This window comes from Sphingopyxis sp. (assembly GCF_050916055.1).
Taxonomy (GTDB): domain Bacteria; phylum Pseudomonadota; class Alphaproteobacteria; order Sphingomonadales; family Sphingomonadaceae; genus Sphingopyxis.
Map to the genome: position 1 here is coordinate 351079 of NZ_CP051527.1, position 24808 is coordinate 375886.

23 protein-coding genes and 1 pseudogene are annotated in these 24808 nt (G+C 64.6%); 17 read left to right on the top strand and 7 right to left on the bottom strand.

From position 1 onward, the window contains the following. Window positions 1-43: 43 nt before the first annotated feature. The 12 genes and pseudogenes from HEQ22_RS01695 to HEQ22_RS01750 all read left to right on the top strand — a co-directional run bounded on the left by HEQ22_RS01695 (window position 44) and on the right by HEQ22_RS01750 (window position 11706). Window positions 44-991, top strand: a complete 948-nt coding sequence (locus HEQ22_RS01695) for a DUF7064 domain-containing protein (protein WP_432770919.1) — start codon at window positions 44-46, stop codon at window positions 989-991. Continuing rightward, on the top strand, window positions 978-2132 hold the full coding sequence (locus tag HEQ22_RS01700; protein WP_432770920.1) for a phosphotransferase family protein: 1155 nt from the start codon (window positions 978-980) through the stop codon (window positions 2130-2132). Before HEQ22_RS01695 ends, HEQ22_RS01700 begins: the two co-directional genes overlap by 14 nt. Beyond that, window positions 2129-2608, top strand: a complete 480-nt coding sequence (locus HEQ22_RS01705) for a hypothetical protein (protein WP_432769477.1) — start codon at window positions 2129-2131, stop codon at window positions 2606-2608. The genes HEQ22_RS01700 and HEQ22_RS01705 overlap by 4 nt, the downstream gene beginning before the upstream one ends. Next, window positions 2605-3573, top strand: a complete 969-nt coding sequence (locus HEQ22_RS01710; protein WP_432769478.1) for a DUF7064 domain-containing protein — start codon at window positions 2605-2607, stop codon at window positions 3571-3573. The genes HEQ22_RS01705 and HEQ22_RS01710 overlap by 4 nt, the downstream gene beginning before the upstream one ends. A gap of 18 nt (window positions 3574-3591) precedes the next feature. Beyond that, window positions 3592-4692, top strand: coding sequence for an NAD(P)-dependent alcohol dehydrogenase (locus HEQ22_RS01715; protein WP_432769479.1), 1101 nt, complete (start codon window positions 3592-3594; stop codon window positions 4690-4692). 73 nt (window positions 4693-4765) lie between these two features. Continuing rightward, entirely contained in the window at window positions 4766-5491 is a 726-nt protein-coding gene (locus tag HEQ22_RS01720; RefSeq protein ID WP_432769480.1) for a tyrosine-protein phosphatase, read from the top strand. A 288-nt stretch (window positions 5492-5779) separates the two neighbouring features. Next, the gene (locus HEQ22_RS01725; RefSeq protein WP_432769481.1) at window positions 5780-6748 is read left to right on the top strand and encodes a cytochrome P450; all 969 of its coding nucleotides are present in this window, start codon (window positions 5780-5782) and stop codon (window positions 6746-6748) included. Window positions 6749-6753: 5 nt separating this feature from the next. Beyond that, window positions 6754-6933, top strand: coding sequence for a rubredoxin (locus HEQ22_RS01730; RefSeq protein WP_432769482.1), 180 nt, complete (start codon window positions 6754-6756; stop codon window positions 6931-6933). 368 nt (window positions 6934-7301) lie between these two features. Continuing rightward, window positions 7302-8138 (top strand): SDR family NAD(P)-dependent oxidoreductase, encoded by an 837-nt coding sequence (locus tag HEQ22_RS01735; RefSeq protein WP_432769483.1) that lies wholly within the window; start codon window positions 7302-7304, stop codon window positions 8136-8138. A gap of 44 nt (window positions 8139-8182) precedes the next feature. Beyond that, window positions 8183-10042: an AMP-binding protein gene (locus HEQ22_RS01740; RefSeq protein WP_432769484.1), complete on the top strand. Its 1860-nt coding sequence runs from the start codon at window positions 8183-8185 to the stop codon at window positions 10040-10042. Continuing rightward, window positions 10039-10494: pseudogene (locus tag HEQ22_RS01745) on the top strand (DNA alkylation response protein); the annotation flags it as partial. The gene HEQ22_RS01740 and the pseudogene HEQ22_RS01745, both read left to right, overlap by 4 nt. A 147-nt stretch (window positions 10495-10641) precedes the next feature. Next, window positions 10642-11706, top strand: coding sequence for an acyl-CoA dehydrogenase family protein (locus HEQ22_RS01750; RefSeq protein ID WP_432770921.1), 1065 nt, complete (start codon window positions 10642-10644; stop codon window positions 11704-11706). Between the two features lie 50 nt (window positions 11707-11756). Here the strand turns inward: HEQ22_RS01750 and HEQ22_RS01755 are convergent, their stop codons facing one another. The 7 genes from HEQ22_RS01755 to HEQ22_RS01785 all read right to left on the bottom strand — a co-directional run bounded on the left by HEQ22_RS01755 (window position 11757) and on the right by HEQ22_RS01785 (window position 19863). Further along, window positions 11757-12791 (bottom strand): lipase secretion chaperone, encoded by a 1035-nt coding sequence (locus HEQ22_RS01755; protein ID WP_432769485.1) that lies wholly within the window; start codon window positions 12789-12791, stop codon window positions 11757-11759. After that, window positions 12788-13750, bottom strand: a complete 963-nt coding sequence (locus tag HEQ22_RS01760; protein WP_432769486.1) for a lipase family alpha/beta hydrolase — start codon at window positions 13748-13750, stop codon at window positions 12788-12790. The genes HEQ22_RS01755 and HEQ22_RS01760 overlap by 4 nt, the downstream gene beginning before the upstream one ends. A 57-nt stretch (window positions 13751-13807) precedes the next feature. Continuing rightward, window positions 13808-14695 (bottom strand): alpha/beta fold hydrolase, encoded by an 888-nt coding sequence (locus HEQ22_RS01765; RefSeq protein ID WP_432769487.1) that lies wholly within the window; start codon window positions 14693-14695, stop codon window positions 13808-13810. Next, the gene (locus tag HEQ22_RS01770) at window positions 14692-16863 is read right to left on the bottom strand and encodes a TonB-dependent receptor (RefSeq protein WP_432769488.1); all 2172 of its coding nucleotides are present in this window, start codon (window positions 16861-16863) and stop codon (window positions 14692-14694) included. Before HEQ22_RS01770 ends, HEQ22_RS01765 begins: the two co-directional genes overlap by 4 nt. Window positions 16864-16966: 103 nt before the next feature. Continuing rightward, entirely contained in the window at window positions 16967-17476 is a 510-nt protein-coding gene (locus tag HEQ22_RS01775; RefSeq protein WP_432769489.1) for a hypothetical protein, read from the bottom strand. Between the two features lie 78 nt (window positions 17477-17554). Further along, window positions 17555-18334, bottom strand: coding sequence for an enoyl-CoA hydratase/isomerase family protein (locus HEQ22_RS01780; protein WP_432769490.1), 780 nt, complete (start codon window positions 18332-18334; stop codon window positions 17555-17557). Further along, window positions 18331-19863 carry an AMP-binding protein gene (locus tag HEQ22_RS01785; protein ID WP_432769491.1) on the bottom strand — a complete coding sequence of 511 codons (1533 nt, stop codon included), beginning with the start codon at window positions 19861-19863 and terminating at the stop codon, window positions 18331-18333. The genes HEQ22_RS01780 and HEQ22_RS01785 overlap by 4 nt, the downstream gene beginning before the upstream one ends. 181 nt (window positions 19864-20044) lie before the next feature. On the opposite strand from HEQ22_RS01785, the gene HEQ22_RS01790 reads away from it, so the two are divergent. The 5 genes from HEQ22_RS01790 to HEQ22_RS01810 are packed head-to-tail and all read left to right on the top strand — an operon-like array spanning window position 20045 to window position 24807. Then, on the top strand, window positions 20045-21238 hold the full coding sequence (locus HEQ22_RS01790) for an acyl-CoA dehydrogenase family protein (RefSeq protein ID WP_432769492.1): 1194 nt from the start codon (window positions 20045-20047) through the stop codon (window positions 21236-21238). Then, window positions 21235-22095 carry an SDR family oxidoreductase gene (locus HEQ22_RS01795; protein WP_432769493.1) on the top strand — a complete coding sequence of 287 codons (861 nt, stop codon included), beginning with the start codon at window positions 21235-21237 and terminating at the stop codon, window positions 22093-22095. Before HEQ22_RS01790 ends, HEQ22_RS01795 begins: the two co-directional genes overlap by 4 nt. Then, a complete protein-coding gene (locus HEQ22_RS01800; RefSeq protein WP_432769494.1) occupies window positions 22092-22871 on the top strand; it encodes an SDR family oxidoreductase in 780 nt (259 codons plus the stop codon). The genes HEQ22_RS01795 and HEQ22_RS01800 overlap by 4 nt, the downstream gene beginning before the upstream one ends. A 2-nt stretch (window positions 22872-22873) precedes the next feature. Beyond that, complete coding sequence (locus tag HEQ22_RS01805; RefSeq protein ID WP_432769495.1) at window positions 22874-24346, top strand: acetyl-CoA carboxylase biotin carboxylase subunit; 1473 nt, start codon at window positions 22874-22876, stop codon at window positions 24344-24346. Continuing rightward, window positions 24346-24807 (top strand): acetyl-CoA carboxylase biotin carboxyl carrier protein subunit, encoded by a 462-nt coding sequence (locus tag HEQ22_RS01810; RefSeq protein ID WP_432769496.1) that lies wholly within the window; start codon window positions 24346-24348, stop codon window positions 24805-24807. Before HEQ22_RS01805 ends, HEQ22_RS01810 begins: the two co-directional genes overlap by 1 nt. Window position 24808: the final 1 nt, after the last annotated feature.

The window sequence follows — 24808 nt, forward strand, 5'->3', positions numbered from 1 at the left end:
GACGCAATAACTGCATATATTTCAATAAGAAAATTGGAGAGTGATGATGTTTGAGAGCAATGTCTGGGCGGAACCCGATATGGAGATCGATGTCGTCCATGATGGGCGCCACAAGCTCCCCGACGTTGCCATGGGACGCGAATCCATCCCCTATATCGTCGTGCTTCCCGAGCATCAGATCGCCTTCTTCACTTATACCTGGGTCTCGAAGGACAGCGTCGCCGGTGCCGCGCTCGCCGTCTTCGGACCCGGCGTCGGCGGCGACCCGATCCAGCAGCGCCTCGCCGACCGGCCGGTTTCTCCCGACATGGGCTTCGACGACTGGCAGATCGAAGGATTCGAGATGCAGCAGGATCTCCAGTTCGGCGCCGCGCATGTTCGCTGGGAGACCCCCGAAGCCACACTCGATTTCGAGTTCGAGGCCTTCCATCCGCCTTATGCCTATGCATCCGATCCGCGCGGCTGCCCTGCCTATTGCGCGACCGATCGCATCGAACAGGCCGGCCGTGTCAAGGGCACGCTGCGTATCGGCGAGCGCGTGATCGAGTTCGACGCCACCGGCCACCGCGACCATAGCTGGGGCACGCGCGACTGGGTGCCTTTCCAGCAATATGAATGGTTCGTCGGCCAGGTCGGCGACGAGATTTCGGTGCACTTCTGGCGCTTCAATGCGCTCGGCAAGGAAAATATCCGCGGCTATGTGTACAAGGATGGCAAGGCATCGCGCGTCGAGACCGTCGCGGTCGATGTCACCTATGACGATCAATATTGGCAGACGGGCTACACCGCCGAGATCGTCGACGAAGCCGGCCGCACGACCAGCATCAAGACCGAGGTGTTCGGCTGCTACACGCTGAAGCCCGTCCCGAATTGCAGCCTCAACGAGAGCGGGGGCCGCTCCTTCATCGACGGCAAGGAAGGCGTCGGCTGGATGGAGTGCTGCTGGCCCACCGATTATCTGGAGCATATCCGTGCACATGGCCCTTATTGATCGCCCGACGATGATGAACGATATGGAAGCCGTCCATCGGCATATTATCGATCGTCGCAGCGCAAACCGCAGCCTGCCGCCCTATCGCGCGGCGCTCACCGAGGAGATCGTCGAGATACTCTCGACCTTCTTCGCCAAGGAGCGACCCGCCGCGGCCGTCTCCGGTGTCCGCCGCGTTGGCGGTGGCGCGTCGAAGGAGCAATTCTTCTTCACGCTCTCGGAGGGCGGCAAAGAAGAGAAATTCCTGCTCCGCATGGACCCGCGCTCGGCGATCACCGAGACCGATCGCGAGCGCGAATTCACCCTGATCGGCGCGATGCAGGGGCGCGTCCCCGTGCCCGAGCCGGTGTGGATCGACAATGACGCGAACCACTTCCCGCAAGCCGCAGCGATCCTGCGCGTCGTGTCGGGGGTGACCAAGCCAAGCGATGCCGGGGTGAAAGTCTCCGGCCTCGGAACATGGCTCGGGCCGGACCTCCGCGCCAAGATCAAGGACCAGTTTCTCGATCACCTCGTCGAGATACATCGCTACGACTTCCGCGCCAACCCGCTTCCCGGGTTCGAAGTTCCCGACGCCGACCCGAAGCAGGCGGCGCGCTGGGCGTATAATTACTGGCGCGAACTCTGGGATGTCGACGAGGGTGAGGCCCGGCCGATCATGGCGCTCGCGAGCCAGTGGCTGGCCGACAATATGCCCGACACCGCCGACCTCGTGATGCTGCACGGCGACTATCGCACCGGCAATTACCTCTTCGACGAGGATAGCGGCGAGATCACCGCGCTGCTCGACTGGGAACTGGCGCGTATCGGCGACTATCACGAAGACCTCGGGTGGGTGTTGATGGAAATCTTCGGCGCCTTCGATCCCGACGGCACGTTCCGCGCCAGCGATCTGTTCGAACGCGAGGAGTTCATCGGAGAATATGAGCGCCGGTCGGGACGGTCCGTAAACCGGAAGACGCTTCATTATTACGACGTGATGTCGAGCTGGAAGTGCAACGTCATCGTTGCGGCAAACGGTCTGGCCGCGGCGCGGTCGCAGCATAATCACCAGGATGTGCTGCTGACCTTCCTCGCTGCCGCCGCACCGATGTTCGCGAACGACCTTGTCCGCCTTCTGAGCAAGGGAGCCCCGGCATGACCCCCAGCACTGACGAACGGATCGCGAGCGTCATTCGCTCGCTCACCGAAGTGATCCTTCCGCACTTGCCCGCCGATGCGTCGCTGGCTCAGGAGCAGTGTCAGCTGGCGATCGGCCATCTGCAGATACTGCGCCTCCAGATTGACGGCATCCAGGATTTCGAGGCGGAAGAGCTCGCCGACACGCGCGTGCTCGCATCCGAACTCGCCGGCGCGATCGATGGAGGTCCCCGGACCGCCGCTGCCCGGAGTGGGCTCGATGCGGTTCTCGAAGACGAGATATCCGGTGTTCGGACGGCGCTGAGCGCGATCAACAAGGCCATCGAGGATCTTGTCCAGGCGGTATCGGCCGACGGCAGCGAAACGGCCAAGGCCAGGTTGCCGCAGCTCATTCTCGGCCATGAAGCGCGCCGTGTCGAAAAGGACCGGCGCTGGTTTCTCCCTTACGGGTTCGACACGATGGAGGCGGCGGCATGATCCGCGCCGAGGACGCCGATTTCCATTTCACGCCGGACTCGCATTGGCAATGGGTAGAGACGATAGCGCTTCCCTTTTGCGTCCCCGAGGCGAACATCAACGTCATCGTCTATGTCGTCGCGCGCCCGATGCTCGGCGTGTGCATGGCGGATGTGACGATCCTCGACCGGATCAGCGACTTGTGGGAGGAGCAGGCCTATATCGACAATCAGCAGCATATGCCTTGTCCCGAAAAGCTGAGCGACTTCACGCTGCCCAACGGGCTTACGATCAAGGCGGTCGACCCGACCAGACATTATCGCGTCGGTTATCGGGGCATCGACGACACCTGGTTCAAGCTCGACTATCATGCGCTGCATACGCCCTATGACATCAACGACCCGGCGATCGATCCGCTCGCAGCAGAGCGCAACGGGCCGGCCTGGGACAGCAGCTGGGCCGGTCATTATGAAATGACGTACCGCATCACCGGCGAACTGGTGGTGCGCGGCAAATCCTATGCCGTCGATTGCGTCGAAACCGGCGACCGGAGCTGGGGGCCACGCCCCGAACGCGAAAATGGCGCGGTGATCTGGTGGCACGTCAGCTTCGGCGAGGCGCTGACCTGCCACATGTTCGTCAAGCACGACATCGCCACCACCAACGAAATGGGCGCGCTGATCAGTGGCTATATATTGGAGGATGGCGAGCTGTCGGGGCTGGTCAGCGCCAGGGGGCGGCAGGACTATCGCGGCGCGATGCCAATGGTTGGCGAAGTGAGCGTCATCGACGCGCGCGGTAAGTGCTTCGACTTCACCTATTCGACCGTAAACGGCTGCTATTGGGCGCCCTATCCGTCGAACACCTATCTGCAGTCCTCGCTGCGCGCAGCGCACAAGGGCCTCATCGGCACCGGGGTGCAGCAACTGGGACTCAGCCGCGCCTACCTGACCCGTCATCGCGACGCCATTCGCGCGCGATATTAGTTCGAACGGAGATACAAGATGAAAGCCACCGCAGCCATCGTCCGCAACGTTGGCGGACGCTTCAGCGTCGAAGAGATCGAGGTCGCCGAGCCACGGGGCAGTGAGGTGCGTGTCAAGATCGCCGGCGTCGGCATGTGCCACACCGACCTTGTCGCGCGGGACGGCTTTCCGGTGCCGTTGCCGATCGTGCTGGGACACGAAGGGTCGGGGGTGATCGAAGCGGTCGGCCCCGACGTGAGCGGCCTTTCTGTCGGCGACCACGTCGTGCTCAGCTTCAACAGCTGCGCAGCGTGCCCGACATGCGAGGAGGATCTGCCCGCCTATTGCCACAATTTCCTCGCGCAGAATTTTGCCGGCGTTCGCCTCGACGACGGCAGCTCGCCGCTGAGCCAGGACGGTTCGGTCATCCATGGCAGTTTCTTCGGACAATCCTCGTTCGGCAGCTACGCCATCGCCAACCAGCGCAACACGGTGAAGGTCGACAAGGATCTGCCGATCGAGATCCTTGGCCCGCTGGGCTGCGGCATCCAGACCGGGGCGGGAGCGGCGATCCTGTCGCTCGGGCTGAAAGCGGGCCAGTCGCTGGCGATCTTCGGCGGCGGTGCCGTTGGCCTTTCGGCCTTGCTTGGCGCCCGCGCTGTCGATGCCGGGACGGTAATTGTTGTCGAGCCCAATGCGGCGCGCGGCGCGCTCGCACTCGAACTTGGCGCGACGCATGTTATCGATCCCGGAGCCACCGAAAATGTCCTCGATACGATCAAGGAACTGAGCGGCGGCGGGGTCAATCACGCGCTCGATACGACGGGCATCCCCGATGTCGTCGCGGTTGCCGTCGAAACCACGATTGCGCACGGCACGGTCGGGTTAATTGCGGTGCCGCCGCCCGAGGCGATGCTGCCGGCCAACATGATGAGCATGCTCGTCCGCGGCACGATCATCAAATATATCACGGAAGGCGACGCCGATCCGCAGACCTTCATCCCGCAGATGATCGCTTGGTACAGGGCGGGAAAATTCCCGTTCGATCGGTTGGTCAAGATCTTCCCGTTTGACCAGATCAACGAGGCGGCAAAAGCTTCTGAAGACGGATCGGCGATCAAGCCGGTGCTGACCTTTTAGGCGGGGTCTGGTGGGCCGCGGCGCAAACAGTAAACAGGAGGAAGCGATCTTCAATTTCCGGGATTTCGGGGGCGTGGCGACCGCCGATGGCCGCCGGGTGCGGAGCGGGCAGCTTTATCGCTGCGGCCAGCTAAGCCATGTCCACGATACGGCGGCGGACGAGCTGCGGGCGTTGAACTTCGCGCTGGTCGCCGACCTGCGTCATCCCGGAGAACGCGCCAAGGCGCCTTCCTTCTGGATCGACGACCATGCCGATCGCATATTGGCGCATGGTCAAACGACCGACCAAACCGCTCCTCATCTCAACTTCTTCCGTCCAGGCATGACCGATATCGATGCGATCGATAGACGATATGGCGACTTCTATCGCGACCTGCCGTTCAACCCGGTGTACCGGTCCCTCTATTCCGAGATTCTAGACCGCATGGCAGACGGTGCGACGCCTGTTCTGATCCATTGTTCGGCGGGCAAGGACCGCACCGGCTTGCTCGCGGCGCTGATCCTGACGATATTGGACGTGCCATTCGATGCCATCGTCGCCGACTATCTGCGGTCGAAAGATGCGCTGACTGCCGGCCCGCTCCGCGCCCAATTGATGGAACGCGCCGCCGAAGAGGGAGGCATCGCACCCGACGACGGCGTTATGGACGCGGTGCTCGGCGTCAAAGCCGATTATCTTGCCGCCGCCTTTGCTGAAATCGAAGCGCGCTGCGGCTCAATTGCAACCTATCTTGACGGGATCGGCGTTGACCCGGTGGCCCGCGCAGCCCTCGTCGAGATTCTGGTCGAGAAGAATTAGCAGCGGGCGGTGAGGAGCGCGACGATGACAACACAAGGGCTGACCAAAGACGACCTGTTGACACTCGACGTGTCGCGGGGTGAGCTTTACGCTGAAGACAGTTGGCGACCTCTCTTCGAGTTGCTCCGCGCTGAAGCGCCGGTCCATTATTGTCCCGACAGCGTGTTCGGTCCTTATTGGTCGGTAACCCGCTACGACGACATCGTCGCGGTCGAGGCCGACCCACAGACATTTTCTTCCTCGTTCGAACATGGCGGGATCGTCCTTTTCGATATGCAGGATACCAATGTGAAACTGGCAATGTTCATCGCCATGGACGATCCCGAACATGGCGCGCAGCGCAAGACCGTTGCGCCGGCGTTCGGCCCGTCGGAAATTGCGGGGCACGCGGTGGCGCTGCGTGATCGTACCGCGCGCCTGCTCGACAGCTTGCCGGTCGGTGAGGCATTCGACTGGGTCGAGCGGGTCTCGATTGAATTGACCACATCGATGATCGCAACGCTTTTCGATTGGCCCTGGGACGACCGCCATCGGCTGCCCATCTGGTCCGACTGGACCGCCAAGATCGACATCGGTCCCGACCCGGTGCTCAATGCCGAGCGGGAAACGCATATTTTCGAAATGGCGGCAGCGTTCAAACAATTGTTCGATGAGCGCAAGGCTATACCGCCGAAAGGCGATCTGCTGTCCATTATGGCGCATTCTGAAGCCATGGCGGACCTCGACGAACAGCGCTTCATCGGTGCGATCGCGCTGCTGCTCGTCGGCGGCAACGACACGACGCGCAATTCGATGTCGGGCTTGGTCGAACAAATGAACAAATTTCCCGACCAGTGGGCTCGTTTGAAGGCCGACCGCTCGCTGATCTCGACCGCTGCAACCGAGACAATCCGGTTGCAAACCCCAATCTGTCACATGCGGCGTACCGTGGTCCGGGACACCGAGCTCGGCGGTCAAAAGCTGAAAGCCGGCGACAAGGTAGCGCTCTGGTATAATTCAGCGAACCGCGACGAGACGGTTTTTCCCGACGGCGACGTCTGGGATGTCGGTCGCAGCAACAGCCGCCGCCATTTGTCGTTCGGCTACGGCATCCACCGTTGTCTCGGCGCGCGCCTCGCCGAATTGCAACTGCAGGTGCTGATCGAAGAATTGCTCGCGCGGGACATGACGGTCGAGATCGCGGGCGAGCCCGAACGCATTCCGTCATGCTTCACGCGTGGATTTCACCATCTGCCGGTTCGGATTCGGAAGGGGTAGGCGGCGTGGCAGATGACTTCAAACGCTATAAATGTCTTAATTGCGGCTATATTTACGACGAAGCGAAGGGTTGGCCCGACGAAGGTATCGCGGCGGGAACGCGCTGGGCCGACGTGCCCGACGACTGGATTTGTCCCGAGTGTGGGTCGGAAAAGCGCGACTTTGAGATGATCGACTGGGAATGAAAAATCGGATCCTGCCTCGTTTTAACCCGGTAGTGTGAGAGGAGAGCGATGACGTTCGATCCCGAGGGCTTTTGCGCGGCAAATGAAAGCGCCCCGACTTGCGGGCTCGACGAGATACGGCTCGGCGCAAGGGACAAGACCGTCCGCCGCCGAGTTCCGGCAATGCGTGACTAAAGTCCCATCCGGACGGCGAAGCGGCAGCCTCGATCATTGCCGGCAACATCGCTCTTCAACGACGACGTCACTGCGAAACGCCCAGGCCGGCTTCCTCGTGTGATCGCGTCTGAGTAACGCGGCGTACCGATAGTCGTTCGCTCGCTTGACGCTTACGTGAGTGGCATATAGTAATCCTATTTACAATAATAGGCATGATTGGGAGCCGGTTGAGCAGCGAAATAAACGCGAGCGCGTCGGAGCAAGCAGAAGGCGGTCCATCCGTCAGCAGGAATCGCCCGTCGACCGCGCTGATCGTCGGCGGCTCATCGGGCGTCGGCCTGGCCACGGCGCATCGCCTTGTTTCCCAAGGGATCACGAAGATCGCCATCGCGGCGCGCTCCGCCGAACGCGGCGCGGCCGCGGCCGCGAGCCTGTCGTCGGCGTATGTCGATGCCCGTTTCTTCGTCTGCGATGCGAACAATCCAAATGCGGCCGTTGCCCTTGTCGCGGCGGTCGAAGCCACGTTCGGTGCGATCGACGTTCTCGTCGTCTCGACGGCGGCGGCGGTGTTGCCGCGTCTGCTGGGCGATATCGATCCCACCGAAATCCCGCGCATTCTCGTCGACCAGGCCGCCGCCCCCATGCTGATGAGCCGCGCGGTCCTGCCCGGCATGCGGGCCCGCCAATCAGGAGCAATCGTCCTCGTCGCGTCCGACGCCGCCAAGTCAGCGACACCCGGAGAAACGGTTATCGGAGCGGCGATGGCAGCGATCACCATGTTTGCGCGCGCCATGGCGATGGAGGTAAAGCGCGACGGTATCCGCGTTAACATCGTCACGCCGTCGCTCATCAGCGGAACGCCGATCTACGAACGGCTGATGGAGGACGAGTTCAGTGCGCGGCTCTTCGGCAAGGCGGCCAAGCTTGCTTCGCTCGGCGTCGCCAATGCCGACGATGTCGCGGCGACCATCGCCTTTCTCTGCTCGCCCGATGCGGCGCGCATTACCGGACAGGCGATCAGCGTCAACGGCGGCATTTCGGCCGCCTGACCGGTAAACAGGATTATCGGCGTCTCGATAATGGGAGATGATGGGTGAGCAGCGAAGGCGAGCGAGAAGAGGTCATCCGGCATCCCGTGCGATCGGCCCACATGGCCGCGGCGCTCGAGGCGGAAGGCTGGCAGCGCCTGCTTCCCGCGTGGACGCTTGCCGGCGCGATCGAAGATGCCGCGAAGCGCTTCCCGGACAAAGCCGCGATCGTCCAGCTTAAGGATGATGCCGCAGCGGCCAATCGCCTAAGTTTTAGGGACTATCGCGACCAGGTTTTCCGGGCTGCCAATTTGTTTCGCGGTGCCGACGAGGGCGCACCCCCGGTTGTCGGCGTTGTCATGCCCTTCCTGCCTGAGGCTTTTATCGCGATGTGGGCGGGTGGGATCGCCGGACGTTATGTGCCGATCAATCCGTTTCTCGATGTCGAGCATGTCGGCGCAATCCTCAACGCGGCCGGCGCGACGGCTCTTGTCACGGTGCCGCCGGAACGGGGGCGGGGGGTGTGGGAGCGGCTTGATGCGCTGCTCGATCGGGCGCCGGGGGTGCGGCAAGTCTGGCTGGCAGCCGCGGAACCGGACGATCCGCGAAGCTTCGAGGCGGCGCTGGCGCGCGAGGCGGCGGTTCTGGGGTTCGAACCCGAGACCGATCCCGCCGCCGAATGCGCCTATCTGCACACCGGCGGCACGACAGGCAGTCCGAAGCTCGTGCGCCACACGCATGAAGGCCAACTCCTCCAGGGCTGGCTCTGCGGCATGGCGATGGGCCCCGAAGAGGATGTTGTGTTTGGTCATGCGATGCCCAATTTTCACGTCGGCGGTGCGATCGCGTCGGGGACGCGCGGGCTCGTCTATGGCCAGACGATCGTCACGCTGACCGCCGACGGCTTCCGCAATCCCGCGGTGATGCCGCGCTTCTGGGACATCGTGCGCGAGCAGGGCATCACCGCGATCGTCACCGCGCCGACGACGGCGGCCGGGCTCGCGAGCGCCAGGGGCGAGGGGCCGGCGACTCTCGCGCGCTATACGACCGGCGGCGGGCCGCTGCCGCTCGAAGTGGCGCGCGCCTTCGAACGTCGCTTCGGAATCCAGCTCAAGGAGGTCTGGGGCGGCACCGAATTCCACGGCATATTGAGCTTCCATTATGACGGCGATGTGCCGCCGCGCCTCGGCTCTTGCGGGCGCGTCGTGCCCTTTCACCGGGTGATCTCGGCCGTTCTGGACGGCAATCGCTTCGTTCGCGAGGCGGGCGCTGACGAACGCGGCGTGCTGATCGCGGCCGGACCGACGCTCATTCCCGGCTATGTCGATCCGGCTGCCGACAAGAGTTTCTTTGTCGAGGGCGGCCCCGATGGGCTCGTCTGGGCCACGACCGGCGACATCGGCATGGTCGACGACGACCAATATGTCTGGATCTTCGGGCGCGAAAAAGATGTCATCATCCGCGGCGGTCACAATATCGATTCCGCGCTGATCGACGAGGTCTTGGCCCAGCATCCGGCGGTGTTGCACGCCGCTGCGGTCGGGCGGCCGTGCCCATCGAAGGGCGAACTGCCGATCGCTTATGTCGAGCTCAAGCCGGGGGCCGAGGCGTCGGCCGAGGAACTCGCGGCGCATGCGCGCGCCCATATTCAGGAGCGCGCCGCAGTCCCCGTCGACATCGTCACGCTAGCGGCGCTGCCCATGACGGCCGTCGGCAAGGTGTCGAAGCCGCATTTGCGCATCATGGCGCTCGAGGCGGTGGGCCGGGCCGAATGCCCCGACCGCGCGGTCGCGGTCGAGGAGAAGGGCGGCAAGCTCACCCTCGTCGTCACGGCCGACGATGAAGCTGACCAGGCGCGGATTGCGCGCATCTTCGCCCCTTACACATTCCCGACGCGTGTCGACCTGACCGGAGCCTTTGCATGAATTTTCGTAGCCCCCGCACCCAGCTTCGCACCCATAGCGTCGAGAACCAGCCGCCGCCGCTCGAAGGAGCGAACGCCTTTCTCGCCGACCGCGCGCTTTGCGAAGCGGTGGCCCGCGAGGGCGGCGGCTGGGCGGCGGAGGATCTGACCGCGCTCGGCGCCAAGGTCTTCGATCCCGAATGGGTGCACAAGGCCAACTCGGCGAACCGCTACACGCCCGAGCTCAAGCGCTTCGACCGCTTCGGCCAGCGCGTCGACACCGTCGAATTCCACCCGGCCTGGCACGATCTGATGGGTCTTGCCTATAGCCATGAGGTGCATGCTCTGCCTTGGCGGACGAAGAACAGCGGAGGGCATGTCGCGCGCGGCGCCGCCTCGATGCTCTTCGCGTAGCTCGAAAGCGGCGTGCTCTGCCCGACCGCGATTACCTATGGCGTCGTCCCGATGATGTGGCAGCAGCCCGATCTCGCCGAGCAATGGGAGCCGCTCATGGTCTCGAAAGACTATGATCCGAGGCCCATACCGCATGGCGAGAAAAGCGGCATTTCGATCGCTTTCACCGCGACCGAGAAGCAGGGCGGCTCGGACATTCGCCGCAACATGACCGAGGCGAAGCCCGCGGGGCAATCGGGGCCTGGCCGCGAATATATTCTCACCGGGCACAAATGGTTTTGCTCGGCGGCGGGTGCCGACATCATCTTCGTCATCGCGCAGACCGAAAAGGGTCCGGGCTGTTTCCTGGTGCCGCGCTGGCTCCCCGACGGGACGCGCAATCCGATTTCGCTCGAGCGCCTCAAGGACAAGCTCGGCAACAAGTCGAACGCCTCGACCGAGCTCGAATTCGAGGGCACGCATGGATGGCTTGTCGGCGAGGAAGGGCGCGGCATTCCGGTGGTGATGGAATTCATGCTGCACACCCGCTTCGACGTCTCGCTAGTGCCCGCCGGCATCATGCGGCTCGGGCTTGCGCATGCGACGCATCATGCGCGCAACCGCACTGCTTTCCAGCGCCGCCTCATCGACCAGCCGCTGATGCGCAATGTCCTCGCCGACCTCACCGTCGAGAGCGAAGCGGCGACCGCGATGGTGTTCCGCATCGCGCGCGCCTTCGACGCCGCGCGCAACGACGAAGGCGAGCGCGTCTTCGGGCGGCTCGCGGTGGCGCTTTCCAAATATTGGCTGAACAAGCGCGTGGTTCCCTTCATCCATGAAGCGATGGAGGTGCATGGCGGCGCCGGCTATATCGAGGAATCGGTGATCCCCCGCTATTATCGCGAAGCGCCGCTCAACGGCATCTGGGAGGGGGCGGGCAATGTCATCAGTCTCGACGTCCAGCGCGCGCTACGCAAGGAACCCGCGGCGGCCGATCTTTTTTTCGCCGAACTCGAAACCGCGCGCGGCGGTGACCGGCGGATGGATGCGGCGATCGCCGAACTCGACCAGCTGATCCGCGGCGAGCCGCTTGCCGACGAGAGCGCGCGCTATCTCACCGAGCGCATGGCGCTCGCGCTACAGGCCGCAGCGCTCATCCGTCACGCGCCGCACGCGGTCGCCGATGCCTTTTGCGCGACGCGCCTTGGCGGGGCCGGGGGCCAGGCGTTCGGGACGATGCCCGGAGGCATCGACCAGAATGCGATCCTCGAGCGGAGCTTCGACGCCGGCTGATTGCGATGGCCGTATCGGCCTTGGGCGGCGGGTCTTCGGTAGTCCGCCGCTCAGCGCCCTTCGGCGTCGAGAGCGCGGACCCGGGCCAGCTCTTCGGCGGAGAAATGACGCTGGCGGAGCGTCTCGACGGCCTGCCGAAAGGCACCGCTGTCCGGGCTGCCATAAGCCGATCGCAGCGCTTGTTCTTCGCTGCGATAGGCGGTCATGCGCTGGGTCCAACGCTCGCGCGATTGATCGAGCGTGGCCAAGCGGTCGGCGGCACCGGCGCCATATTCCGATCGCCTCAGCGACGCGATCTCCTCGCTCGATCCGCCCGATGCACGCATGGCCTCGACGCGCTGGTACAGGGCCGACGGCATCGCGGACGCCTCCCGGGCGTCGCGAACTTCTTGCGGCACCTGCGCGTCGATCGCGGCAATTGCGCGCTGCCGCTCACCCTGTGTCATCGTGGAATCGCGGAGGATAGCAAGGCGCCGCATGTCGACATCCGCGAGCGCCGCGTCGTCCCCATAAAAGGCTTTTGCCAGATCGGGGCCAAGCGTCGCGCGTTGTAATGCTCGCATCTGGGAGACCCTGGCACCCAGGTCCGCCGGGCTTCCGCCGCCCGATGCAAGCGTCGCTCGCGCGGCATCCCTGTAGGCCATGTAGCGGTCGAGAACCGCGGCTATCTCGTTCACCGCGCGATCGGAGAGACCGGCTCCCGTCGCATGCAGCAGGATGCGTCCACGTAGGACGTCCTTGCTCTCTTCGCCATTGGCGCTGAAGAAATATTCGAAGAGGCGGAGGGCATTTTTATCCGGCACGAAATGGCCGGCGCCGTCGAGCGTGAAGCTGCCGTCTACCGCGGTACCTGCCAGCGATGCGGGCAGCGGCGCGCTCGCGGCCGCCGGAATGGCGAGGCGTGCCTTTGCGTCGGCGGACAGGCCATTGTCGGCAAGCGTGACGAGATGGCCCTGTTCGTCGGTGTCGGCACCGCTGCCCGGGACCAGACGCCAGGTCAGTATGCCGAAGATGAGCAGTGTCCCGCCGGCTGCGATAGCGAGCGCCCGGCCTTTCGGCCGGGACCCGCCGTCCCGCGCGATCACAGGCCCGCCGTCTTCAGCCTGTTCGCATGATTGCGATAAAGCGTCCGGGGGTCGACTTCGAGGACCGAGGTCAGTCCGAACAGATTATTGACTTCGTCGAGATGGTTCATGCGGTAATTGTCGCGAATGACCGTCCCGAAATGGCTGGCGCAGGTCTCGACCAGCCCGTCATTGGGCTCGTCGTAAAAGAGGCTGAGCGCCACCAGCGCCGGGTCGCCGGGATCGAACGCATTGGTAAACGGCGCATCGCCCGACCAGCTATAGTTGCGGATCGATCCGGCGGATGTTTGCGTGACAGCCTGTCCCTGGCCGCAGGGCGTCGTCGGCATTCCGGCCGGGAAGCTCGAATTGAAGGCGGCGATCCCTGAGGGCGAGAAGTTCTTCAGCACCGCCGTTATGCTGATCGGGTCGGGGCTGCCCCCGAGCGAACTCCAGATCATGCTGACGAGATTGCTGAACGCATTCGAGGCCGGCGTCGGAACAAGTTGCCCGTTGACGTCGAAGGTAATCAGATCCGAGCCCTTGTGCGGCGAGCCAACCGTGGTCAGCGAAGCGACGAGATCGGGTCGCACCGCGGCGACATAACGGATGTCGAGACCACCCTGGCTGTGCCCGATCAGGTTGAACTTCAACGTGGGCTTGCCCTTGATCGCGCGAATGTCGTCGAGCTGCGCGATCAGGGATTCGCCGCGCGCGACCGAGCTGTTGAAAGGGCTGACCTGTGTCACATAGACCTCGGCGCCGGTCGATCGCAGATTCTCGGGGATACCGTTCCAATAGGGGAGGACGCCGCCGAGCTCGTTGAAGCCTGCGAGGCCATGTTCGAGGACGATCGGATATTTGGTCCGCGTGAAATCGCAGTTCGTCCAGCAGATATCCCACGCCATCGCCGGCGTGGTGGCCAGCGCGGCGGCGAGCAGCGCCCCCGCTTTCAAGAGCGTGCTGGTAAGCGTTTTCATAGTCCGTCTCCCGATTGTTTATCATTGTGGATCGGTCGGCGGGCCTGGCCGCGGGTCTCAGCCTCTCCCTTTGGACAGGAGCGGCTCGAGCCAGCGCCAGAGGTCGGCGACGACCTCGGCCCGGTTGGTCTCGTTGAGCATTTCGTGGCGGCCGCCTTCATAGAGACGGCTCTCGACCGTCTTGCCGGCGGTGCGGTAGCGCTCGATCAGCGGGGTTACGCCGCCGAGAACGCAGTGGAGCGGATCCATGTCGCCCGAAAAGATATAGATCGGCAGGCTCGCGGGGATCGCCGCGATCGCCGCCGGATCAGCGAGCCGGGGGCCTTCGGCGGCGAGCGAGGCAAAGCTCGCCTCGGTGAGCCCGAACCCGCACCGGGGATCGTCGATATAATGATCGACCTCGGCCGCGTCGCGGCTAAGCCACTCGAACGGGGTGCGTGCAGGCTCGAACGGCGAATTCAGCGCTGCGATCAGGCCCGCTGGATCGCCACCCGCGGGAATATGGTCGACAGCGACAGAGCCCGAAAGGATGAGGCCGTCGAGGCGATCGCCATGATCGATTGCGAGGGCCTGCGCGATCATCGAACCCATCGAGTGGCTGAAAAGGAAGAGGGGAAGGCGGGGTGCCGCCGCCTTCGCCCAATCGACGAGCGCAAGAAGATCATCCTCGACGCCGACAAAGCCGCCCTCGCCAAAGTCGCCGAGGCGGTCCGCCGCGAGCGCATCCTCGCCATGACCGCGATGGTCGATCGCAACGATGTCGACGCCGCGGCGGATGATTGGCTCGAGCGGCGCGAGGTAGCGCCCCGCATGCTCGCCCATCCCGTGCGAGACCACCATGATCGCGCGAAGAGGCTCGCCCGACGACCAGCGCCGGGCGAGCGGCGCGAGGCCCCCGCGCTCGCGCAGACGGAAAAATTCCTCCTCGATCGGCGCGCCGCTCACCGGAAGCGCGCCGTCAGTTCGACCCCGAAGCGGCGGGGATAGGGGACGGTCGAGAATTTGGTCAGCGTCGAGGGATCGATCTGGATGCCCGTCGATTTGCGATTGTCGGTGAGATTCTTCGCATAGGCGGCGATCTCGAAGCGGCCCGAGGGCTCGACGAAGGCGATGCGCGCGCCAAGGTCCCAGAAGGCGGGGACGCGAAAATCGGCGCTGTTCGTTGCAGAGAAATATTGCCTTGTGACGTTCGTCGCATCGACATGGAAGCTCAGCGAACCCTCGGCGCCGATCGGCAGTCGATAGTCGGCCGCGAGGTTGAGCGTGCGGTGCGGCGCCTCGATCAGCTCGTTGCCCGCAAGATCGACGCCGTTGAGCACCAGTTCCTTATACTCGCTGTCGAGCAGGCCGAGGCCGGCCGAGAGGCTGAAACCTTCGACCGGGCGCAGTACAGCCTCGATCTCGAGACCCTTGATCTCTGACCGGCCAGCGTTGACGAGCTGCTGGTTGCCGATGCCGACGACATTGATGAACTGCTGGTCGCGGAACTTGTAGAGGAAGGCCGACGCGTTGAAGGTCAAGGCACGGTCGAACAGTTGCGACTTCAGTCCGACTTCCCAGCTGTCGAGCTTTTCGGGATTTGCGACGTTGAGGTCGGCGGGGTTGGTGAGCGCGCCGCCGTTGATCGCGCTGCTGCGATAGCCGCGCGCGAACTGACCGTAGATCATGATGTCGTCCGCGGGCTTCAGCCGGACGCCGATTCGCCCCGTCAGCTCGCCATCGCTATAGCTTTGATCGGGCTGCACCGGGATGATCGGGGCGACCTGGAAATTGGTGAGCCGGCCCTTGTCCCATGTGTAGCGGACACCGCCATAGACGGCGAGCGCCTGCGACAGGTCGAAGGTGCCGTCGGCATAGACCGCATAGGAGCGGCGCGCCTGCTCATAGCTCTGGGTGAGCACCGGGAAAACCGGCGGACCGCCGAAGAGCAGATAGGTCGTCTCGATGTCGATATCGTCGCGCTGATGATAGAGGCCGACGATCGCGTTGAACGGGCCGCTGCCATTGGTCGAGAGGCGCAGGTCCTGGCTATATTCCTCGGTCTTCGATCCGAAATCGATGTGGAGCAGCGGCGCGATCGTCCCGTCGCCATCGACGAGATTGAGAAAACGGCCGCCGATATAGGAGCTGATCGAGGTCAGCGTGACGCCGCCGAGATCCTTGTTCATTGTCAGGATCGCGCCGCGGCCGCGCACTTCGATCACGCCCGAGCGGTCGGTCGCAACCTGATGGCGGCTGAGCGGGGTTCCGTCGAACGGGTTGAGGCGAGGGTTGAGCCCGAAGGCATTGGTGCCGCCTGGGCCGAGGCCTTCGTTGATCGCGCCGATCGCGCGCGCATCATTCTGGACGGCGAAGAGCCGCAGCGTCGCGTCGAAGCCCGCATCATCCTTGTAGCCGATCGTCAGGCGGCCGGCCTTACGGTCGATGTTCGAGAGATCGCGCCCAGCGGGATTCACATTCTCGATATAGCCGTCCGAATGCGCGACATTAAAGGCGAAGCGCACCGAGAGCTTGTCCTCGATGAGCGGCGCCTCGCCCGCGCCCTTGATCTCGGCGTAGTTATATTCTCCATAGCCGACGCTGATTTCGCCCTCGTTGCGGAAGGTCGGCGCGCGCGAGATGAAATTGATTGCGCCGGCGGTCGTGTTCTTCCCGAACAATGTGCCCTGCGGTCCGCGCAGCACTTCGACCCGCTCGATGTCGAAGATCTGGGCGCCGCCGAGGAAGGAGGAGCCGACATAGACCTCGTCGTAGAAAACGCCGGTCGCCGAGATGGCGTTGAGATTGAACTCGGGGGTCGAGATGCCGCGGATCGCGAACTTGGGCTGGCTCTCGTCGCCGAGAACCGAGACGCGAAGATTGGGGGTCTGGCGCGCGATTTCGGTGCCGCTGTCGATCCCTGCCGCTTCGAGCTGCGCGCTGCCCAGCGCGGTCACCGAGACGGGCACGTCCTGCAGGCGCTGCTCGCGCTTTTGCGCGGTGACGATGATCGTGCCGTCGTCGGGGGCGTTCGATTCTGCCGCGTCGCTCTGGGCCCAGGCGGCCGCAGGGCAAAAGGCCACGCTCGCGCATAAGGTCATCAGCGCACGGCGGCGCAATTTGCGAAATTCCATCCTGTCCTCTCCCGAACTGCGGTCGCTGATGCGACTCGCCTGCGCAGCTTCACGCTGCGCTGACTATATTATGCAGTTTCTGTAAGATTCCAATTTGGAAGTTTCAAATTGGTAAATTGGTTTCCTGTCCAAAGGCTTCTTCGAGGAAAGCGAGACCCGCGGCCAGCTTGGCCTGATTCATATGTCCGACGCGTCCGGTGAGAAAATTCGTCGCCGAGTCGATCATCGTGGTTACGAACTCTCGGCCCGCTGAAGTCAGCCGCAGCATTTTCTCGCGGCCCGAACCCGGACTCTCGATAATCTCGATCATTTCGTGCGGCGGGCTCGCCGTGTCGCGGATGATCTTGGTGACATTGGGCGGGCTCATCTCAAACCAGGTGCCGAGCGTCGCCTCGATATCCTTGCGCGGCATCCAGCCATCGGCGCCGGCTTCGGAATGCAGGAGCCAGAGGAGGGCGGCCTGCTTGCGGCCTAGCTGGCCCTGACCCATCGCCTGCTCCATCTCCATGCCGAACCGGTAGTGCACGGGATAGAAATAGCCGAGCACGCGCTCGGCAAAGGCGTCGGGATCAGCGCGTCGCGCCCGCTTCCCTCCAGTTTTACTCTCTTGCATTGGCGCAATGTCCCCTTCGCCCGCTACCTTGCACGATGCGACGGGGACGGCGCAAGCGGGGCGAGGGCGATCCTGCGTCTAGCCGCGCGGTTTGAGCATCGCAGCCATCGCCGTGGCGACTGCGGGGTCACGGGCGAGCCGGACGACATGTGCTTCCTCGAGCGCGAGCTGCGCGGGAAGATCGTTGCCGCGCGCCGCGCGGGTCAGCAGCTTGATCGCCGCATAGGCGCCGCCCGGCCCCTCTGCGAAAGCGCGCGCGGCGGTCTCGGCGGCCGCCGCGAGCGCGTCATCCTCGACCACATCGTCGACCAGCCCGAGTGATCTGGCCTCCTCGGCGGCGAGGAAACGCGCGGTCATCAGGAGAGCGCCTGCCTGCCGGGGCCCGAGCGCTTGGGTCAGGAACCAGCTGACACCCGCATCGGCGCTGAGGCCGAGTCGCGCGTAGCCGGTCGAAAAGCGCGCGGACTTGCCCGCGATGACAAGGTCCGCCGCGAGAGCCAGGCCGAAGCCCGCCCCGATCGCATTGCCTTGCACCGCGGCCACGACCGGCTTGGACAGGCGGTAGAGCCGCTCGAGCATCGCGTGGAAGCCGGTCGCCATCTCCTGCAGTTCATCCGCGACGCGGTCGAGTTTCCCGGCGAAATGCCTGAGGTCGGCTCCCGCGCAGAAATTGGCCCCCGAGCCCGCGATCAGCACGGCGCGAACTGCCGGGTCCTCGGCCTCGGCCACCGCGCCCATGAGGTCGGCGATGAGCCCCGGCGTCACCGCATTGCCGCTGGCCGGCCGGTCGAGACTGATCCGGAGCAGCCCCGCCTCATATTCGGTGACGACGCTCTCGCTTTCGGCCTTGCTGGTCATGACTGGCTTTCCTTCAGATAGGCGGCGCGCAGGGCGGTCTTGTACAATTTGCCATTGGGCTGGCGCGGCAATTCGGCCGAGAGATCGACCGAACGGGGCACTTTGATCCGCGAGAGATGCGCGCGGCAATAGGCGATGATCTCTTCCTTATAGTCTGCTTCGTCGGCGGGCCAGGCGGCGGGCTGGACCACCGCCTTCACTTCCTGCCCGAACTCCTCGTTGGGAATACCGAAGACCGCAGCATCGTCGATCCCGGGATGCATGACGAGCAGCTGCTCGATCTCGGCGGGATAGACATTGACCCCGCCGGTGATGATCATGAAATCCTTGCGGTCGGCAAGATACAGATATCCCTCCTCGTCGAGCGAACCCATGTCGCCGAGCGTGACCCAGCCGCGCTCATTATAGGCGCGCGCGGTCTTGGCCGGGTCCTTGTGATATTCCATCGCCGGGCCATTGGCGAAGAAGATATGGCCGATCTCGCGCGGCGGGAGCGGCTGGCCCTCGCCATCGAGAATATGGAGATCGCCAAAGACCGACTTGCCGACCGATCCCGGGCGCGCGAGCGCTTCCATGCTGCCGATCGACGTATAGCCGACCGCTTCCGAGCCCGCGTAGAACTCCCAGACGATCGGGCCCCACCAGTCGATCATCTGCCGCTTGAGCTCGGGCGGGCAGGGCGCGGCAGCGTGGACCGCGACGCGGTGGCTCGACAGGTCGTAGCGTGACTTGGTCTCATCGGGCAGCCGCGCCATGCGGTGGAGCATCGTCGGCACCCATTGGCTGTGGGTCACGCGATGGCGGTCGATGGCGGCGAGCGCCGCCTCGGCATCGAAGCCTTCCATGATGATATTGGCGCCGCCGGCGCGGTGGACCGCCATCGAATATTTGGTCGGCGAGCCATGATAGAGCGGAGCGGGCGTCAGGTAGCGCGTTGCGGCGTCGAACCCGTAAAGCTGCGTCAGCAGCGAGGCGAGCGGGTTCGGCTCGTCGCGTACGGCCCCGCCGCGCGGCTTGATCCCTTTCGGCCGCCCGGTCGTTCCCGAGGAATAGAGCATGTCGGCGCCGACCGCGTCGGCCGGTCCGACGACAAGTTCGGTCTCGGCGTCGAGGAGGGGGAGCAAGGGATCCGCCAAGCCTGTTCCCGCGCCGGTGAGAAACCAGTGCTCGACCTGCGGTAGTTCGGTCTTCAGCTCGGCGATCAGCGGCTCATAGGCGGGCGAGGCGATAAAGACGCGCGATCCGCTGTCTTCGACCAGATAGGCGACCTCGCTCGCTGTCAGCCTCGTGCTCACCGGCGTGAAATAGAGACCCGCATACCAGGCGCCCCATGCGACCGGGTGGTACAGAATCTCGTTGTCGATCATCATCGCCAGATGATCGCCCGGCCCGTAGCCGAGCCGACGGAGCAGGCCTGCGAGCTTGCGCGAAAGGCTGTCGAGCCCGCCGTAGGTCATTGTCTCGCCGGTCGCCGCCATGATCGTCGCCGGCCGATCGGGCGCTGTCCGCGCGATCACCTGCGGATTCATTGCCCCGCCTCCACCGGCGCGACCGCGTCGTTCGTTGCCATCATGTCGCTCTCCCAAAGCCTACCGATTCTCCCCATTATGCGCGGCTCGATAAATTATGCAAATATTGAACACTTGCGATATTGAACAATCTTGCATAGGAGACGGTCCAACAGCAAAAGACGGATCGGGGGAGAAGATTGTGGCCAGCCATTCAGTCGATTTGGCGCCGTGGAGCACGGCGCTGTCGCCCGAGCATCAGCAGATCTTCGACGAAGCCGACCGTTTCGCCCGCTCCGAGCTCCGGCCGCTCGCAGCGCGGATGGACGATGACGAATGGTGGCCCGACGCGGTCTTTCGCTCGCTCGGCAAGCTCGGCTATTTCGGAATCAGCGTGCCCGCCGAGCTCGGCGGGTCGGGCGCGGATATTTTTGCCACCGGCCTCGTTGCGCAGGCGTTTGCTCGCTCGAACCACGCCTTCGCGCTCGCCTGGGTCGTTCACGAGAATCTCTGCCTCGGCAATGTCTATGCCAATGCCAGCGACGAGCAGCGTGCGCGCTTCCTGCCGAAGCTGCTCAGCGGCGAGTGGATCGGGGCGCTCGGCCTCACCGAGCCCGGCGCCGGGTCCGACGCGCTCGGCTCGATGCGCACGACCGCGCGGCGCGAAGGCGACGACTATGTCCTGAACGGCGGCAAGATCTACATCACCAACGGTCCTGTCGCCGACGCCGTCCTCGTCTATGCCAAGACCGATATGGCGGCCGGGCCCAAGGGGATATCGGCCTTCGTCGTCGAAACCGACACCCCGGGGTTCAAGGTCGCACAGAAGCTCAGGAAGATGGGCTTTCGTGGTAGCCAGACCGCCGAACTCGTCTTCGAAGAGTGCCGGGTTCCCGCCGCTAACCGGCTGCGCGGGGAAAATCAGGGCGTCGCGGTGGTGATGAGCGGGCTCGATCTCGAGCGCGCGATCATCTCGCCGATCATGCTCGGCATCTGCGAGCGCGCGCTCGAGCTGACGATCGAGCATGCCAAGACGCGCGAACAGTTCGGCCAGCCGATCGCGGGCTTCCAGATGATCCAGGCCAAGCTCGCAGACATGTTCGTCTGGATCGAGACGATGCGCAGTTTCACCTACCAGGTGCTCGCCGAATGTACGGCGATCGCGCACGGCGAGGGCGGACGCGGGCGCATCCATGCGCTCACCGCGGCATCGGTGATGTACGCCGCCGAAACCGCCAACCGCGTCCTCAACGAGGCGGTGCAGATCCATGGCGGCACTGGCTATATCTGGGAAAGCGAGATCAACCGGCTCTTCCGTTCAATCAAGCTGATGGAGATCGGCGCAGGGACGACCGAAGTGCGCAAGCTCATCATCGCCGCCGACCTTCTCAAATGAGCGGCGCCGGGCGCATCGCGGCGAGCCGGCTCGCGAGCGAGCCGCACGTCCTCGCGCCCGATCTCTTTGCCGGCCGGACGGCGCTGGTCTCCGGCGGCGGGAGCGGTATCGGCATGGCGATCGCATGGCTTTTCGGGAGGCTTGGCGCGCGCGTCGCGATCTGCGGGAGATCGGCCGAGCGGCTCCAGAGGGCCGCCGGGGACATGGCGGCGCACGGGATCGACGTGCTTTCGGTGCCGACCGACATTCGCGACGAGGAGGCGGTCGAGCGGCTGTTCGAGGCCGTGATCAGCCGATTTGGATCGCTCGACATTCTCGTCAACAATGCCGGCGGGCAATATCCGCAGGCGGCATCGGACATCGTGCCCAAGGGTTGGCGCGCCGTTGTCGAGACGAATCTTACGGGCAGCTGGCTGATGATGCAGGCCGCAGCGCAGCACTGGATCGAGACAGGCCGGCCGGGCTCGATCGTGAACATCGTCGCGTCGAACGAACGCGGTATGCCCGGCATCATTCACAGCAGCGCCGCGCGCGCTGGCGTGATCAATGCCAGCCGGACGGCGGCGGTCGAATGGGCGCCGTACGCCGTTCGCGTCAATTGCGTCGCACCGGGCCTTATCGAGACCCCGGGCCTCGACGTCTATCCGCCCGAGGCCCGCGCCGGCTTTCGTGACGCCAATCCGCAGCGGCGGTCCGGCGACCCCTGGGAAGTTGCACAAGCAGTGGCCTTTCTGTCGAGCGCGGCCGCTTCTTATGTCACCGGCGCGACGCTCGTCATCGACGGCGGCGGCGCACTCTCGGGCGAACTTTGGACCCACCAACCCAGCCCCTATGATCGAGGAACAACAGAGACGTGAAATTGTCGGGTAAGAACGCGCTCGTCGTCGGCGCATCGAGCGGGATCAATCTCGCGATCGCGAAGCGGCTCGCCGAGCATGGCGCGCGCCTTGTCGTCGCGAGCCGCACGCCCGAGCGCATCGCCGCCGCGGCCGAGGCCCTGCGCGCCGATGGCCTCGACGCCATCGGCCTTGCGGGCGATGTCCGCGACGCCGCCGCCATGGAGGATGTCGCGGCTGAGGCGGCGCGCCATCTCGGCTCCCTCGACATCGTCGTATCGGGCGCGGCAGGCAATTTCTTTGCCTCGGCAGAGGAGATGTCCGCCAACGGGTTCCGGACGGTGGTCGAGATCGACCTGATCGGCACGTTCAACGTCTTCAAGGCCGCATTTGCGCACCTGCGCGTGCCGGGCGCTTCGCTCGTCGCGATCTCGGCGCCGCAAGCGCAGCGAGCGATGCGCAACCAGGCGCATGCGTGCGCGGCAAAAGCCGGCGTCGACATGCTGACGAAATGCCTTGCGCTCGAGTGGGGCGTGCACGGCATTCGCGTGAACGGGGTTTCGCCGGGGCCGATTGCCGACACCGAAGGGCTCGCGCGCCTCACCGGGGAGGGCGACATGGCAGAACGCGTGCAGGCGGCGCTCGCGCTTCCCTATTTCGGGCGCGGCAGCGATGTCGGCGAGGCGGTGGCCTTTTTGAGCAGCGATGCAGCAAGCTATATCACGGGCACCATTCTCGATTGCGACGGCGGCATGCGCCTCGGCGATCTCCCGGTGCCGTCCGGATCGCGGAACTAGGCATGGATTATCACTTCGACAGCGTCCTTGTTGCCAATCGCGGGGAAATCGCCGCGCGGATTCTTCGCTCGGTGAAAGCGGCGGGACTTCGCGCCCTGCTCGTTACCCATCCCATTGACGGGCAGACCCCGGCGATGGACCTCGCCGACGATGTTCGCATGCTCGAGGGTGCAACCCCCGTCGCCGCCTTTCTCGATGGCGACCAGATCATTGCCGCTGCAAAGGCGATGGGCGCCGGGGCAATCCATCCCGGCTATGGCTTTCTCTCGGAAAACGCCGGTTTCTCGCGGGCGGTCGAGGCCGCAGCTATTGTCTGGGTCGGCCCCAAGCCTGAGACGATCGATCTCATGGGCGATAAGATCTCGGCGCGGCGCTTCGTCGAAGAGCGTGGCTTTCCTGTCGCGCCTTCGGTCATCGAGGAGGATGACCCGGACAATTTTGCCGCCAATGCGCGCGCCGTGGGCGCGCCGCTCCTGATCAAGCCCTCGGCGGGTGGCGGCGGGAAGGGGATGCGGATCGTCCGCGATCTTGCAACGCTCGAGGAGGAAATCGCTACGGCGCGGTCGGAGGGCGAGCGCTACTTCGGCGACGGCCGGCTTTTCATCGAGCGCTATGTCGAAAATCCGCGGCATATCGAGGTGCAGGTCCTCGGCGACGGACAGGGCGGTGCGATCCATCTGTTCGAACGCGAATGCTCGCTGCAGCGACGCTTTCAGAAAATCGTCGAGGAGGCGCCGTCGCCCGCGCTCGATGAAGTCGAGCGACAGAATATCTGCGAGGCCGCCGCGGGCATAGCGCGCGCGTGCGACTATCGCGGCGCAGGCACCGTCGAGTTCATCTACGGCGGCGGCGAATTTTTCTTCCTCGAAATGAACACGCGTCTCCAGGTCGAGCACCCCGTGACCGAGATGATCACCGGGATCGATCTTGTCGAACAGCAGCTCGCGATCGCGTCGGGGGCGCCGCTTCCGGTGGCGCAGGACGCACTCACGCGCTCGGGCCATGCGATCGAGGCACGTATCTACGCCGAGGATCCCGCGAACGGCTTTTCGCCGACGACGGGGCCGGTGCTGCGTCTGGCGCCGCCCGAGGGCGCGCGCTTTGACGCGGGGCTGCTCGAAGGTGAGCGGGTGCATTCGGCCTTCGATCCGATGATCGCGAAGCTGATCGTTCATGCCGCCGACCGCCCCGCGGCGCTGGCAGCGATGGACGCGGCGCTCGCGAAGCTGATCCTGCTCGGGCTTACGACCAATATCGGATATCTACGCCGCCTTCTCGCCGATCCCGATGTGGCTGCGGGGCGCATGCACACCGGTCTGATCGCCGAAAAAGCCGATCTTGCTGCCGAGCCGCCGCCGGACGCCGAGACGAGCGAGGCACTGGCGGCGCTGGTGGCGCTTTTGATCCCCGACGTCGGGACAGGGCTTGAAGCGGTGCCGGCGATGCAGGCGGCCATGGGGAGGTGGCGCAACTGATGCAGGGCTATGTCATCGTTGGCGATATTGTCGTCCCGCTCGAACTCGGCAAGGGGCCGCGGCTCGCCGACGGCCGGCTGCTTGGACTCGACAGCGGCATATTGCGTGTCGGCGAAAAGAGCTGGCCGGTTGCCGCGGTGCGCGATGGCGACCGGGTCTGGGTTCATTTGAAGGGCCGGATCCACGAACTGCTTTGGCGCGACCCCGTCGCCTACCACGAAGCCGCCGCAGCGAGCGGGAACGATAATCTCGTCGCGGCGCCGATGCCGGGCATCGTGGTGCGGCTGATTGCCGCCGACGGCGCCGATGTCGCGGCAAGCGACGCGCTTCTCGTGATCGAGAGCATGAAGCTCGAAACCACGCTCCGCGCCCCGGCCGACGGAACTCTCTCGCTGCATGTCGCGGCGGGCCAGGGCTTCGATCGCGGTGCGCCGCTCGCCACCATTACGCCGAAGGACTGAT

Bases quoted from the DNA above. Each gene is read 5' to 3' on its own strand.
- HEQ22_RS01695 (WP_432770919.1), top strand. From the start codon at position 44: ATGATGTTTGAGAGCAATGTCTGGGCGGAACCCGATATGGAGATCGAT.
- HEQ22_RS01700 (WP_432770920.1), top strand. From the start codon at position 978: ATGGCCCTTATTGATCGCCCGACGATGATGAACGATATGGAAGCCGTC.
- HEQ22_RS01705 (WP_432769477.1), top strand. From the start codon at position 2,129: ATGACCCCCAGCACTGACGAACGGATCGCGAGCGTCATTCGCTCGCTC.
- HEQ22_RS01710 (WP_432769478.1), top strand. From the start codon at position 2,605: ATGATCCGCGCCGAGGACGCCGATTTCCATTTCACGCCGGACTCGCAT.
- HEQ22_RS01715 (WP_432769479.1), top strand. From the start codon at position 3,592: ATGAAAGCCACCGCAGCCATCGTCCGCAACGTTGGCGGACGCTTCAGC.
- HEQ22_RS01735 (WP_432769483.1), top strand. From the start codon at position 7,302: ATGATTGGGAGCCGGTTGAGCAGCGAAATAAACGCGAGCGCGTCGGAG.
- HEQ22_RS01750 (WP_432770921.1), top strand. From the start codon at position 10,642: ATGACCGAGGCGAAGCCCGCGGGGCAATCGGGGCCTGGCCGCGAATAT.
- HEQ22_RS01760 (WP_432769486.1), bottom strand. From the start codon at position 13,750: ATGAAAACGCTTACCAGCACGCTCTTGAAAGCGGGGGCGCTGCTCGCC.
- HEQ22_RS01770 (WP_432769488.1), bottom strand. From the start codon at position 16,863: ATGGAATTTCGCAAATTGCGCCGCCGTGCGCTGATGACCTTATGCGCG.
- HEQ22_RS01775 (WP_432769489.1), bottom strand. From the start codon at position 17,476: ATGCAAGAGAGTAAAACTGGAGGGAAGCGGGCGCGACGCGCTGATCCC.
- HEQ22_RS01780 (WP_432769490.1), bottom strand. From the start codon at position 18,334: ATGACCAGCAAGGCCGAAAGCGAGAGCGTCGTCACCGAATATGAGGCG.
- HEQ22_RS01785 (WP_432769491.1), bottom strand. From the start codon at position 19,863: ATGAATCCGCAGGTGATCGCGCGGACAGCGCCCGATCGGCCGGCGACG.
- HEQ22_RS01795 (WP_432769493.1), top strand. From the start codon at position 21,235: ATGAGCGGCGCCGGGCGCATCGCGGCGAGCCGGCTCGCGAGCGAGCCG.
- HEQ22_RS01805 (WP_432769495.1), top strand. From the start codon at position 22,874: ATGGATTATCACTTCGACAGCGTCCTTGTTGCCAATCGCGGGGAAATC.
- HEQ22_RS01810 (WP_432769496.1), top strand. From the start codon at position 24,346: ATGCAGGGCTATGTCATCGTTGGCGATATTGTCGTCCCGCTCGAACTC.